Here is a 13,011-nt window from a genome sequence, read left to right as displayed (position 1 = left end):
CGATTTCGGCTTTTTATCTCCGGCTTGTACAGCCCCTATTTTTAAAGCGTGATGTCGTTCTGTTGCGTGAAGATTTCGCCTGGCGCTTTCGGCCCTGGCTCCTTCCGAAAGCAACAACAGGTAGATCAATGACACAGAGACAGGAGCACACGATGTTCAAGGATCGCATTCGTTCCCCCGAATTGGAAGGCAAAGTCATGACCGCTCAGGAGGCAGTCGCCTTCTTCAAAGACGGGATGAATGTCGGCATGAGCGGTTTCACCCGCGCTGGGGACTGTAAGGTCATGCCTCGTGCCTTGGCCGAGCGCGCCCAGACCGAGCAATTAAAACTGAATGTGGTGACCGGCGCTTCGCTGGGTAATGATAGCGACGGCATGATGGCCGAGGCCGGTGTTCTGGCTCGCCGCTCGCCGTTTCAAGTGGACTCGGTGCTGCGCCGTCATATTAATGAAGGCAAGGTCCTGTTTACCGATCAGCACTTGTCCCTGACGGTGGAGCACATGCGTTCGGGTAACCTGCCTGCCATTGACATCGCTGTCATTGAAGCCGTTGCCATTACAGAAACCGGCGCAATTGTGCCGACGACCTCGGTAGGCAATTCGGCCAGCTTTGCCCAGCAAGCCAAGCAAATCATTGTTGAGCTGAACCTGAGCATGCCAGTGGAAATGGAAGGCTTGCACGATATCTATGTGCCCGAGGCTCGCCCCAACCGTCAGCCTATTGAACTGACGGATGTGGACCAGCGTATTGGCACCACCGCCATTCAGGTGGATCCCTCCCGCATCGTAGGTATTGTAGTGACCGATGCTTTGGACAGCCCCTCCAGCGTGCTGCCACCTGATGAAGAAACCAAGGCAATTGCCGGTCACATTATTGAATTCCTGAAAGGCGAAGTAGACGCTGGCCGTATGAGCCACTCCTTGCTGCCTTTGCAGGTTGGTATCGGCACGATTGCCAATGCCGTGACGTATGGCCTGCTGGATTCTCCCTTCACCGACCTGAAAATGTACTCGGAAGTCTTGCAGGACAGCGCGATTGCCATGCTGGACTCCGGCCAGCTGAGCTTTGCCTCGGCTTCGTCCTTGACGCTGTCTGCTCCCAAGATGGCGCAGTTCCTGGAAGGCCTGGAAAACTACCGCGACAAGCTGGTGCTGCGTCCACAGGAAATCAGTAATCACCCAGAATTGGTGCGTCGCTTGGGAATTATTGCGATCAACACCGCCCTGGAATTTGATATCTACGGCAACGTGAACTCCACGCACGTCTGTGGCACCCACATGATGAATGGCATTGGCGGTTCCGGCGACTTCGCCCGTAATGCGCACCTGTCCATTTTTGTCAGCAAGTCCGTTGCCAAGGACGGCGCCATCTCGAGTGTGGTGCCTATGGTGTCGCACGTAGACCACTGCGAGCATGATGTGGCCGTGCTGGTCTCCGAATGGGGCCTGGCTGATTTGCGCGGTTTGGCTCCTCGTGAACGGGCTCGCGTCATCATCGAAAAATGTGCTCACCCCGACTATCGTCCTGCCTTGCTGGACTATCTTGAGCGCGCCAGCCAACGTGGTGGCCACACGCCCCACATCCTGGAAGAGGCCTTGTCCTGGCACGTTCGTTTCCAGCAAGAAGGCACCATGAAACAGGAGCAGTTCCAGACCCAGGAACTAGCGACTGCGTAGTCCATCAGGTCCGGTAATGCGTAGCCGAGTCAGTCCGGCAGCGTAGACCTTACAAATTGACCTGATCGCCCCTGGCATTCCACCCGTGCCAGGGGCATTTTTTTAGCGCTAAAATTGCGGATTCTGCTGCGTTTAGCGAGGCCGGCGTGTTCGAACAAATCGGTATTGTCAATTTCTGGGCCTTTGTGGTGGGTACGGTGTTTATCGTGCTTTTGCCCGGACCCAATTCTTTATACGTCCTGGCCAGTGGCGCCGGACATGGCGTGCGCGAAGGCTATAAAGCAGCCTTGGGCGTGGTCGTGGGCGACGGCATTTTGATGACGCTGACGGCCCTGGGCGCTGCCTCGCTGCTCAAGACGCTGCCCATGTTGTATATGGGCATACGCTGGCTGGGTGCGGCCTATTTGCTGTATTTGGGTGTGCGGCTGTTACAGTCGGCCTTCAGGCAAGGTGGCCCGGTTCAGTCTGTGGACACGCGCTTGCGTCACGAGACCCGCTTTCGCAAGGCCTTGCTCCTGAGTTTGTTGAACCCCAAGGCCATCTTGTTCTTCCTGTCCTTCTTCGTGCAATTTGTGGACCCGTCCAAAGGTCACACGGGCCTGGCCTTTATGTTGCTGGGCCTGGTGGTGGAACTGATCAGCATTTGTTATTTGTCTTTGCTGATTTTTGGCGGAGATCGCCTGGCAGGAATTTTCCGACGCCATCAGCGTCTGTCCCGGATGGGCAATGGCTCGGTGGGGCTGCTGTTCATGGGCTTTGCCGCCCGTATGATCAGCGACTAAGCCAGTTGCTTCAGAGCGCAGCAGTTCTGACAGAACTTATTTATCAGTTTTAAGGAAAACACCATGAGTAGCAAAATCCGTGTCGGTATTGCAGGTTACGGCAATTTAGGGCGAGGCGTAGAGCTGGCCCTGGCACAAAACCCGGACATGGAGCTGGTCAGCGTTTTTACTCGTCGTGACCCTGCTTCCCTGCGTCTGCAAAGTGCAGGCGTGCCCGTGCGCGCCCTGGACCAGATCGAACAGTATCGCAATGATATTGACGTGCTGATTCTCTGTGGTGGCTCTAAAAATGACTTGCCCGAACAAGGCCCGGCCTTGGCCCGCTGGTTCACAACGGTAGACAGCTTTGATACCCACGCCCGTATCCCTGAATACTACGAAGCCGTGGATGCCGCCGCCAAAGGCGCAGGCACGACCGCCTTGATCGCGGTGGGTTGGGATCCAGGCCTGTTCTCGCTGAATCGCTTGTATGGCGAGTGTGTCTTGCCTGTTGGCCAGACGTACACCTTCTGGGGCAAAGGCTTGAGCCAAGGCCACTCCGATGCCATCCGCCGTGTGGCCGGTGTAGCCGGTGGTGTGCAATACACCTTGCCTATCGAAGCAGCGGTACAGCGTGTGCGCAACGGGGAGCAGCCCGAGCTGAGCACCCGTGAAAAACACAAGCGTCAGTGCTTTGTAGTCCTGGAAGAGGGCGCCAGCGCCGACGCCGTACGTGAAGCCATTGTGACCATGCCCGATTACTTCGCGGACTACGACACGGAAGTTAATTTTATTGACGCTGAAACCCTGGCACGCGATCACGCGGCCATGCCACACGGCGGTTTTGTGATTCGTAGCGGTCAGTCCGGCGCGGGTTCGCAACAAGTGGTTGAATACGCCTTGAACCTGGGCAGCAACCCGGAATTTACCTCCAGTGTGCTGGTTGCCTACGCGCGTGCGGCTTACCGCATGAACCAGCAAGGTCAAATCGGTGCCCAGTCCGTGCTGGACGTGGCTCCTGGCCTGTTGTCGCCTAAATCGCCTGCGCAATTACGCAAAGAATTGCTGTAAATCCTGGTTTCAGGCTGCGGCCCGGCTCAGCCTGCCTGAGTCGGGCCGCAGGTCTTGCTGGTTTGCGCACAAATGATTCAGTCGGTCAATAAAGGGTAAAATAGCGCCCATTCCTCACTAAATTGAGTGTTCTCATGCGCTTATTGATCGCACTGCTCCTGCCCTGGTTGGTCTTTTTCACGATCGGTCGGCCTGTAGCGGGCATTATTTGCCTGATTTTGCAGTTGACCGTCATTGGATGGATACCGGCCGCTATTTGGGCGGTATATTCTCTTAGCCAATACAAAACTGACAAGAAAATCGAGCAAGCCCTGGGCAAGCGTTAAGCCCTAGGTTTTCCTTCCTTTTTGCACGTCTGAGCAGGCCATGATGCGCTTGCTCGGGCGTTTTATACTTTTTTGCTGATACAGCCATGACCCTATCGTCTCCCGTGGGCCATTCTTCTGAGTCCGGTGAGCAAACGGTATCCGTAGACCCCAAGGCTGTGCCACGCCTGGAACTTCGCAATATCACCAAGGCCTATCCGGCGGTGGTAGCCAACGACAATATTTCCCTCTCTATCCTGCCGGGGCAGATTCATGCCGTGCTGGGGGAGAATGGGGCGGGTAAATCCACCTTGATGAAGATTATCTACGGTGTGGTCAAACCCGATCAGGGCCAGATTCTGTGGGACGGCCAGCCCGTCCAGATCAGCAGTCCGGCGGCGGCCCGACAGTTGGGCATCGGTATGGTGTTCCAGCATTTTTCCTTGTTTGACACCCTGACTGTCACGGAAAACATTGCATTGGGTCTGCCTGCTTCGACCAATATGCAGGAGCTGGCTGGTCGAATTAGTGAAACGGCCAGTCAATATGGTCTGGATCTGGACCCCCAACGTCACATTCATACCTTGTCCGTGGGCGAGTGCCAGCGGGTTGAAATTGTGCGTGCCTTGCTGGGCAAGCCCAAGCTGCTGATTCTGGATGAGCCAACCTCGGTATTGACCCCGCAGGCAGTACGCCGCTTGTTTGGCACTTTGCGTCAACTGGCTGCTGAGGGTTGCAGCATTGTCTATATCAGCCACAAGCTCGATGAAATCCGCGAGCTGTGCAATGCCTGTACGGTCATGCGTATGGGCAAGGTCACCGGCTATTGCGACCCTCGCGAAGAAACCACGGCCAGCCTGTCGCGCCTGATGATTGGCGCCGAGCCTCAGTCTCTGGGTGAGCGCAGCATGCAACAAGGCGGGACGCCCTTGCAGGTGCGTAATCTGCAGTTAAGCAAATCCCATCCTTTTGCCTGTGAATTGCAGGATGTCAGTTTTGATCTGCACCAGGGCGAAATTCTGGGAGTAGCCGGTATTTCCGGTAATGGTCAGCAGGAGTTACTGGCTGCCTTGTCAGGTGAAGATACCCGCGCACGGGCAGACATGATTTTGCTGGATGGTCAGGCGATTGCCCAACGCGATGCGGCTTGGCGACGAGATCAGGGCATGGGCTTCGTACCTGAAGAACGCTTGGGACGCGGTGCTGTGCCGGAATTGTCATTGGCTCAGAACCTGCTGCTGTCTCATCAGAACCCGGAAACGGTGAAGCGCGGTTTTCTGCGTTTTCCCAGCATTCGCCGTCTGGCAGGCGGGATTATCAAGCGTTTCCGCGTCAAGACTTCCAACGAGCAGGCCGCTGCCAACAGCCTATCAGGCGGGAACCTGCAAAAGTACATTATTGGCCGTGAGGTCACCCGTCAGCCTCGCATTCTGGTCATTGCCCAGCCCACCTGGGGGGTGGACGTAGGGGCTGCCGCCCAGATCCACGCCGAGCTGCTGGCTCTGCGCGATGCGGGCTGCGCCTTGCTGGTCATCTCCGAAGAGCTGGATGAATTGTTTGCGATTGCCGATCGCCTGATTGTTATTTCCAAAGGTCGTATGTCTCCCTCTATTCCCGTGGCGCAAGCCAGTGTTGATCAGATTGGGCAATGGATGAGCGGTTTGTGGGAGGAGGGTGAACATGCTCAGGCTTGAGACTCGTGCCACGCCCTCTACCTTGATGGCCTGGTGCTCCCCTTTGCTGGCTGTCTTGCTGACCATGGTGGTCGCCGGAACCTTGTTCTGGTCGCTGGGCAAGAATCCTCTGGCGGGCTTGAACGTATTTTTTCTGGAGCCTTTGCGTGACCTGAATGGTTGGGCCGAGGTGGGCGTCAAACTGGTGCCCTTGCTGCTGATCTCGGTCGGTCTGGCCATCTGTTTTAGAGCCAATATTTTCAACATCGGGGCGGAAGGGCAGTTGGTGATGGGCGCCTTGGCAGCCGGGGCCTTTATTCTGCAAGTGGACGATGGCGATAACGGTGGTTTTTTCCTGATTACCGTGGCTTTGGCCTGCGGTATGCTGGGCGGCATGGCCTGGGCTGCTATCGTGGCTTTCCTGAAAGATCGCTTCAATGCCAACGAGATTCTGGTGTCCCTGATGCTGGTCTATGTGGCCCAGCACTTGCTCAGCTATCTGGTACACGGTGCCTTGCGCGATCCCGATGGCTTTGGTTTTCCGCAGTCCAGCCTGTTCTCGGACGGCTTTTTGTTGCCCGCGGTCTTGCCCGGCACGCGCTTGCATAGCGGTATTGTGCTGGCAGTGATCGCGTCGGTGGCGGCCTGGCTTTTCCTGACACGCAGCATGGCCGGTTTTCGCTTGCGCGTGGGGGGTATGGCCCCATTGGCTGCTCGTTACGCCGGTTTTTCCTCCCGTAAAGCCTTGTGGAGTTCCTTGCTGATTTCGGGGGCATTGGCCGGTCTGGCTGGTGCAGCAGAAGTCATGGGCCCGGTTGGGCAACTGACCCCTTCGATTTCTCCCGGCTATGGTTTTGCGGCCATTATTGTGGCCTTTGTGGGGCGACTGCACCCGCTGGGACTGATTTTTTCCTCTTTTGTGATGTCCTTGCTCTATATCGGTGGGGAATTGGCCCAAAGTCGTTTGGGCTTGCCCAATGCGATTACTGGCATTTTCCAGGGCATCCTCTTGTTTTCCTTATTGGCTTGTGACGTGCTCATCACCAAGCGTTTGGTCTGGAGAAAGTAATGGACGCGATTGCACCTTTGCTCGCCGCAACCATCAACGCAGGCACCCCTTTGCTCCTGGCAGCCTTGGGTTTGCTGATTAATGAAAAGTCGGGCGTCATCAATCTGGGCTCGGAAGGCATGATGCTGATGGCGGCCATTGTGGGCTTTGCGGTGGCCGTGCAAACCGGCAGCCCTGCTTTGGGCTTTGTGCTGGGCGCGGTGGTTGGCATGGTCATGGCAGCCGCCTTTGCCTGGCTGACCGTCTGGCTGGGCGCGAATCAGGTGGCTTGTGGTTTGGCCCTGTCCTTATTCGGGGTAGGGGCCTCGGCCTATATTGGCTTGCCCTTTACCGGCAACTCCCTGGTCGTGACCAAGCTGTCCATTCCCGTGCTGAAAGATATTCCCCTGATCGGGCCTGCTTTTTTCCAGCAGCATTACATGGTCTATGTGTCCTGGGTGCTGTGTATTGCCGTGGCCTGGTTCCTGACTCGTACCCGCTCCGGTCTGGTGCTGCGTGCGGTGGGTGAATCGCCTGCCTCGGCGCACTCGCTGGGCTACAACGTGCGCTACATTCGCCTGGGTGCCTTGATGTTTGGTGGTGCCTGCTGCGGTCTGGCCGGTGCCTTCATCTGTCTGGTTTACACGCCCATGTGGGTCGAGAATATGGTTGCCGGGCGCGGCTGGATTGCGTTGGCGCTGACGACGTTTGCGACCTGGCGTCCCTGGCGCGTCATGCTGGGCGCTTACTTGTTTGGTGGGGTCACGATCCTGACCTATCATGCGCAGGCTCTGGGTGTCCCGGTAGCCTCGCAATTGCTGGCCATGATGCCGTATCTGGCCACGATTATTGTGCTGGTTTTAATTTCCCGAAACGCTAACTGGATCAGGTTGAATATGCCTGCATCGCTTGGCAAAAACTTCAATCCCAACAACTAGAGGACTGACATGACTGGAAACTTTATGCGCAAGGCTCTTTTGGCCGCTGCCATCGCTTCCCCCCTGGCCGCCTTGCCTGTGTCCGCTCAGGCAAACGATCAAGAACCCCTGAAAATCGGTTTTGTGTATGTCAGCCCTATCGGTGAAGCCGGTTGGACCTGGCAGCAAGACATTGGCCGTCGTGAAATGGAAGAGGCCCTGAAAGGCCGCGTGGTCACTCAGTACGTAGAAAACGTGCCTGAAGGTGCAGACGCAGAGCGCGTCATTCGCGATCTGGCCCAGCAAGGCAACAAGCTGATCTTCACCACTTCGTTTGGCTACATGAACCAGACGCAGAAAGTGGCCAAGCAGTTTCCGGACGTGAAGTTCGTGCACTCTACCGGCTACAAGACGGCTCCTAACGTGGCCACCACCAACGCCCGTTTCTACGAGTCCCGTTACCTGGCTGGCGTATTGGCTGGCAAGATGACCAAGTCCAATGTGGTCGGTTACGTGGGTGCTCACCCCATTCCTGAAGTACTGCAAGGCATCAACGCCTTTGCCATCGGTTTGAAGAGTGTGAACCCCGAAGCCCAAGTGCGCGTGGTTTGGGCCAATAGCTGGTACGACCCAGGTAAAGAGCGTGACGCAGCGGTCACGCTGCTGGGTCAGGGCGCGGACGTGGTGACTCACCACACCGACTCCACCGCCACCGTGCAAGCGGCTGAAGAAGCTGGCAAGTACGCGATTGCCTACCACTCCGACATGAGCAAGTTCGGTCCTAAAGCTCAACTGGCTGCCGTGACCCACCACTGGGGTGATTACTTCACTCGCAAAGCCACTGAAGTTCTGGATGGCAAATGGCAGAACGACAGCACCTGGGGCGGCCTGAAGTCCGGTATGGCTGCTTTGGAAGGCTTCGGTCCTGAAGTGCCGGCTGACGTGAAAGAGTTCGTTCTGGCCAAACAGGCCGAGATCGTTGCTGGCACACTGCAACCCTTTGCCGCTCCTATCAAGGACAACGATGGCAAGGTGCGTCTGGAGTCCGGTTTCCTGGATGACGATGCCTTGAATCGCATGGATTACTACGTGGAAGGCGTGGCCAGCAAACTGCCCAAGCAGTAAGCTGCCCCGCAGTCTGTAGATAAACAAAGCCCCGTGTCGGGCTCTCCGACACGGGGCTTTGTTATAAGTGGCCCGTGTGGCTTTTCAGGCTGCTGCTGGGATCAAGCCCGAGCTTGTTCGGTGTTTGTTCCGGGGCTGGTTTGTCATCCGTTCAGGAAGACAAAGCTGACGCACAGAGCTGCAATACAGAGTCGCCATGCAAAATTGATCTATGGAACCGACCTCAGAACTATGCTGCCTGTGCAGGCCGCTTGCGGCCCAAGCGTGTCGATGCCCGCATCCAGCGCAGCGTCATCAGCACGGCAACTACGGACAAACCTGTCACCAGCCCGATCCAGATTCCCATCCCGCCCATATTGAACTGGAAGGCCAGCAAAGAGCCCGTAGGAACGCCCAGCACCCAATACCCTAGCAAGGCCAGCAGCATGGGTATGCGCGTGTCATGCAGGCCGCGTAGCATCCCTGCAGCCACGGCCTGAGCACCATCACTGATCTGAAACAGCGCCGCCAGCGCCAGGAAGGTAATGGCCAACTGAATAACGGCCTGGTTTTCGGCGACATCCAGATCCAGAAACAGGCCAATCAGGGTCAAGGGGGCGAACCAGAATACCAGAGCCGCCAGCCCCATGAAGCCCACCCCCAGAATGTAGGAAATCCAGCCGGCACGGCGGGCACCCAAAGGATCGACCCGGCCTGCAGCCAGCCCCACACGGATAGTGGCAACCTGACTGAAGCCCAAAGGAATCATGTAGGACACCGAGCAGATCTGCATGGCAATCGCGTGTGCGGCCAGATCAGATTGCCCCAGTACGCCCATCATCATGACGGCGGCGTAAAACACCAGGGTTTCCAGGGTGAAGGTAATCGCAATGGGGATGCCCAGCGCCCACATTTTCCACAGACGCTTCACACTCCACTGCCAGGCATCGTTGAACAGGTAGTAGCGTCGGAAGCGCGGATCGCGCAGTACCACCCAGCTCAAACCTGCGAACATGAAGATGCTGGACAAAGTGGTGGCCAGACCTGCGCCTGCCAGTCCCATGGCGGGCATCCCCAGATTGCCAAAGACCAGGAGCCAGCCCAGCACGGCATTGATACCGATCGCGGTGATGGCCACCGCCAGAGTCCATCCCGGCTTTTCCATGGCGGCCAAGAAGGAGCGCAGCACGATGTAACCCAGATAGGGCAGCAAAGCCCATTGCAGGGTGTGCATATAGGTCACCGAGCGCGCCGCGACAACGGGGTCCTGGCCCATCATCAGCAAGATATGCTCGGCATTCCACAACACAATCCAGGCAGGCAGGGTAATCAGTAAAGCCGTCAGAAAGCCGTGACGGATGATTTGCTGGGATTCGCGTACATTGCGCAGTCGTCGGCCCAGCGTTGTGGCCAACATGGGAACGACAGCGGACACCAGCCCCATGCTGAAAATCATGAAGGCCTGATACAGACTGGCGGACAGTGAACCGGCAGCCAGCTCATCAGGGCCCAGTCGGCCCATGTAAATCAGGTTGGTTGCCAACAGGCTGACTTGAGCCAGGTTGGTCAGAATCAGGGGGCCGCCCAATCGCAGGGAGGATTGCAGCTCCGCCAACCAGAGCTGGCTCGGGCTGGTAGTTTGAGACTTTGCAAACATGGTTTATTTGGCGCGAGGCAGGGACCAGGTGCTGATAACTTGTGCGACTGCCGGGCCACCGTTGGCCGGTTCGAGCAGTACATCGCCCGCGCAGGTACGGCCGGTCTTGTGAATCCGGGCATGAGCCAGAATATCGCCGGGAGGGGCCTTGCGCAGGAAATTGATGGTCAGGCTGGAGGTGACAGCATCGGGGTTGCCCGTGGCTCCGACTACAGCGGCATACAAGGCCAGATCAGCCAGCCCCATCAGCATGGGGCCTGCCACCATGCCGCCCATGCGCTGGTGGGCATTGCGTTCGGGCAAGCGCAAACAGGCGTTGTCGTGGCCTATGTGGACAACATCAATACCCAAAACGGCGGCAAAGGGATGCAGACGCTCTAGAAGATCACGAAACTGAACAATATCGATTTTAGGCTCGGGTGCAGAGTGTGTGCTGGTCATGACGTCGTCACTGAAAAGAAGGCCGTTGTAAGAAGGGCATACTGGCTGGTACTGTATCAGATCGTCCCGCGTATCGGGGTAGTTCGGCGCCAGGCTGTTCAGGGCTGGACCCATTCCAATCGATCAACAAGAAGCGAGGAGCATCATGAAACGCAGCGCAATTGTGTTTGCCTTGAGTTTGCTGGCATCAACCGGCACCGTGATGGCACAGGGGCATGGAGGCCATGGTCATGGCACGCCCGAACCGGTACGCGCCTTGAGCACGCAGGTCCATGCCAGCCAATGCTGGGTGCGCATGATGCCCGAGCCCACACCTTCCGCCGCCTATCTGGAACTGGAGAACAAGGGTGAGCAGTCCGTAGCCGTGACAGGAGCCAGCTCATTGTCCTTTGGGCATGTGATGTTGCATCAAACTAGCGAGAGCGAGGGGATGGCGCGCATGTCGCATGTCTCCGAGGTGGAGGTCCCGGCAGGGGGAGTATTAAGCCTGAAGCCGGGGGCTTTCCACGTGATGCTGGGTCAGGCCAAAGAAGACTTGGCCCTGGGGGAGCGCATCATCTTGAGCATTCATCTGTCGGACGATACTCAGGTCCAAGCCGAGTGCGAGTTGCGACCTGCCAAGACACAGGCTTATTAAACGTAATTAGCGTTTGGATAGAGACCGGGAGCTGGCCGCTGCATGCGGCCAGTTTTGCATTGGGCTTCAGGCTTGCAGCGCGTCCAGCACCGCCTGGTTGAACGCCTTGGGATTGGCCAGATTCATACCGTGGGCAGCCAGCGGGATGCGGTGCATCTGATCCTCGCGTCGGTGCTGACGAATGATGTCCATGCAATGGTGATAGCGTGTGGGGCTGTTTTCGCCTGTGATGAAACTTAAGGGCGCCTTCATCTGCTTGAGCCACTCCAGGTCCGGACCTTGATTGGGCTCTTGCTGCTGATCCAACATGGTGTGGGCGTTGTCCTGAATCATCTCGCGGAACCAGCGTGTCATTTGCTTCCAGGTCCCCGAGCCATTGACCGTATCCACAAACAAAGCCATGGCACCATCGCGGTCGCCCTGTTCCAGGCGTTCGGCCACTTGCTGGAACAAGGGAGCATAGGAGTAGGCACCGGGAGTCGGAAAGCCGGGATCCGCCAGGGTCAGGCTGGCCACCTGCTCGGGCATTTTTTGAGCCAGCAGCAGGGCTACATGACCACCGCGAGAGTGCCCCACGATATGCACTTTCTCATCAGGAATATGCTGATCCAGCAGGGCCTGCAGGTCCTGGGCGTGTTGCGCCGTACTGAAGTGGCCGGGGCTGGGGGCTCCGGGCCAGTAGGAGCGCAGGCTGGGAGCCAGAACCCGATACTGGGTAGCAAAGGCGGGGATCTGCCAGCGCCAGTAGCGCCAGTCGCACAGGGAACCGTGGATCAGCAAAACGGGTGCGCCTTGTCCCTGATCCACAAAGGTGTGGCGATAGCCTTGCGCGGTCAGTTCAAGCGTGGAGAAATCGGCAAAAGGGTTTGTCATGGCAAGCAGTAGAGGTCAGGCAAGGATGGGCCACCTGAAAAAAACAGACCGGGTCTGAACCCGGTCCTTGTGGCACTGCGCGCTGGGTGATTATTCCAGCAATTTCAAGCGGCTGCGCGCGGTCTCGGCTGCCTCGGATTGTGGGTAGTCCTTGACGATACGCTGCAAGGTGGTTTTGGCACCGCTCAGATCGTTCAGTTCGATCTGGCTGGAGGCTGTCACCATCAGGGCATCAGCCGCGCGTGGGCTTTGTGGGGAGGCCTTCACAAAAGCCTGGAGTTTCTGAATGGAGGTCTTGAAGCTTTTGACAGCATACAGGCTGCTGCCTTCGTAAAAGCGCACTTCGTCAGCCAGAACGCTGGATGGGTAGGCGGCCAGAAAGCCGGCAAAGGCATCGGCGGCGGGCTTGTATTGGCCAGCGCGGTAAGCGTCCATGGCACTATCAAAGACGGCTTGTTCTTGTGGGTCGGCGGCATGAGGGCTTTGCTGGCCGGGAGCCGGGCTATTGGCCTGGCCTTGGCCGCTGGCTTGCCAGCTCAGTTTTTCTACCTGGCCGCGCAGCGACACCACTTCGGAGCGCAGGGTATCAATTTGATCAGCCAATTGTAGGCGAGCCTGGGTGTTTTGCTCGTTCATCTGACGAATTTGCTGCCGCAGCTCCAAAATGGCGCGTCGGGCCTCGTCATCGGCAAAGGCCTTGGCCGGCAGGCTGGCGAACAGGGCGGCCGTAGCGAACAGGGCAACGGTCGCGAGACGAAAAGGCTTTTTATAAGCGTGCATAGTGAAGTCCGTTAAAAAATGTGCATCCGCAATGCGCAGGCTCCTCACCTGCCGGTTTCCCCTCTGTT

The 13,011-nt window shown here is 57.5% G+C and carries 13 protein-coding genes; 9 read left to right on the top strand and 4 right to left on the bottom strand.

Translation table 11 applies throughout. The annotated features are described in order from the left end of the window. The first annotated feature begins 152 nt into the window (after nucleotides 1-152). The 8 genes from KOE80_RS14660 to KOE80_RS14625 all read left to right on the top strand — a co-directional run bounded on the left by KOE80_RS14660 (nucleotide 153) and on the right by KOE80_RS14625 (nucleotide 8,576). Nucleotides 153-1,676, top strand: a complete 1,524-nt coding sequence (locus KOE80_RS14660) for an acetyl-CoA hydrolase/transferase family protein (protein ID WP_226349424.1) — start codon at nucleotides 153-155, stop codon at nucleotides 1,674-1,676. A gap of 146 nt (nucleotides 1,677-1,822) precedes the next feature. Beyond that, nucleotides 1,823-2,458 (top strand): leucine efflux protein LeuE, encoded by a 636-nt coding sequence (gene leuE / locus KOE80_RS14655; RefSeq protein WP_026485490.1) that lies wholly within the window; start codon nucleotides 1,823-1,825, stop codon nucleotides 2,456-2,458. Between the two features lie 63 nt (nucleotides 2,459-2,521). Next, complete coding sequence (locus KOE80_RS14650; protein WP_009454851.1) at nucleotides 2,522-3,508, top strand: diaminopimelate dehydrogenase; 987 nt, start codon at nucleotides 2,522-2,524, stop codon at nucleotides 3,506-3,508. A gap of 134 nt (nucleotides 3,509-3,642) precedes the next feature. Next, complete coding sequence (locus tag KOE80_RS14645) at nucleotides 3,643-3,834, top strand: YqaE/Pmp3 family membrane protein (RefSeq protein WP_009454854.1); 192 nt, start codon at nucleotides 3,643-3,645, stop codon at nucleotides 3,832-3,834. An 86-nt stretch (nucleotides 3,835-3,920) separates the two neighbouring features. Beyond that, entirely contained in the window at nucleotides 3,921-5,507 is a 1,587-nt protein-coding gene (locus KOE80_RS14640; protein WP_226349423.1) for an ABC transporter ATP-binding protein, read from the top strand. Further along, the gene (locus tag KOE80_RS14635) at nucleotides 5,494-6,555 is read left to right on the top strand and encodes an ABC transporter permease (protein ID WP_026485492.1); all 1,062 of its coding nucleotides are present in this window, start codon (nucleotides 5,494-5,496) and stop codon (nucleotides 6,553-6,555) included. The genes KOE80_RS14640 and KOE80_RS14635 overlap by 14 nt, the downstream gene beginning before the upstream one ends. Next, nucleotides 6,555-7,472 carry an ABC transporter permease gene (locus KOE80_RS14630; RefSeq protein WP_009454860.1) on the top strand — a complete coding sequence of 306 codons (918 nt, stop codon included), beginning with the start codon at nucleotides 6,555-6,557 and terminating at the stop codon, nucleotides 7,470-7,472. Before KOE80_RS14635 ends, KOE80_RS14630 begins: the two co-directional genes overlap by 1 nt. 24 nt (nucleotides 7,473-7,496) lie before the next feature. Beyond that, nucleotides 7,497-8,576: a BMP family ABC transporter substrate-binding protein gene (locus KOE80_RS14625; protein WP_009454862.1), complete on the top strand. Its 1,080-nt coding sequence runs from the start codon at nucleotides 7,497-7,499 to the stop codon at nucleotides 8,574-8,576. A gap of 229 nt (nucleotides 8,577-8,805) precedes the next feature. Here the strand turns inward: KOE80_RS14625 and KOE80_RS14620 are convergent, their stop codons facing one another. After that, entirely contained in the window at nucleotides 8,806-10,212 is a 1,407-nt protein-coding gene (locus tag KOE80_RS14620; protein WP_035273323.1) for an MATE family efflux transporter, read from the bottom strand. Nucleotides 10,213-10,215: 3 nt separating this feature from the next. Beyond that, the gene (locus tag KOE80_RS14615) at nucleotides 10,216-10,653 is read right to left on the bottom strand and encodes a PaaI family thioesterase (RefSeq protein ID WP_035273402.1); all 438 of its coding nucleotides are present in this window, start codon (nucleotides 10,651-10,653) and stop codon (nucleotides 10,216-10,218) included. Between the two features lie 145 nt (nucleotides 10,654-10,798). Here KOE80_RS14615 and KOE80_RS14610 point away from each other — a divergent pair, with 145 nt between their 5' ends. Further along, nucleotides 10,799-11,290 carry a copper chaperone PCu(A)C gene (locus KOE80_RS14610; protein WP_226349422.1) on the top strand — a complete coding sequence of 164 codons (492 nt, stop codon included), beginning with the start codon at nucleotides 10,799-10,801 and terminating at the stop codon, nucleotides 11,288-11,290. 66 nt (nucleotides 11,291-11,356) lie between these two features. On the opposite strand, the gene KOE80_RS14605 is transcribed toward KOE80_RS14610, so the two are convergent. Continuing rightward, nucleotides 11,357-12,163, bottom strand: a complete 807-nt coding sequence (locus KOE80_RS14605; RefSeq protein ID WP_226349421.1) for an alpha/beta fold hydrolase — start codon at nucleotides 12,161-12,163, stop codon at nucleotides 11,357-11,359. A 90-nt stretch (nucleotides 12,164-12,253) separates the two neighbouring features. Next, a complete protein-coding gene (gene ybgF / locus KOE80_RS14600) occupies nucleotides 12,254-12,943 on the bottom strand; it encodes a tol-pal system protein YbgF (RefSeq protein WP_022983212.1) in 690 nt (229 codons plus the stop codon). Between the last annotated feature and the right edge of the window lie 68 nt (nucleotides 12,944-13,011).

The organism is Alcaligenes sp. 13f (assembly GCF_020496585.1).
GTDB classification, from domain to species: Bacteria; Pseudomonadota; Gammaproteobacteria; order Burkholderiales; family Burkholderiaceae_B; genus Alcaligenes; species Alcaligenes phenolicus.
Note: the sequence above shows the minus strand (reverse complement) of the source record. Positions and strands in the feature narration are given on the sequence as shown.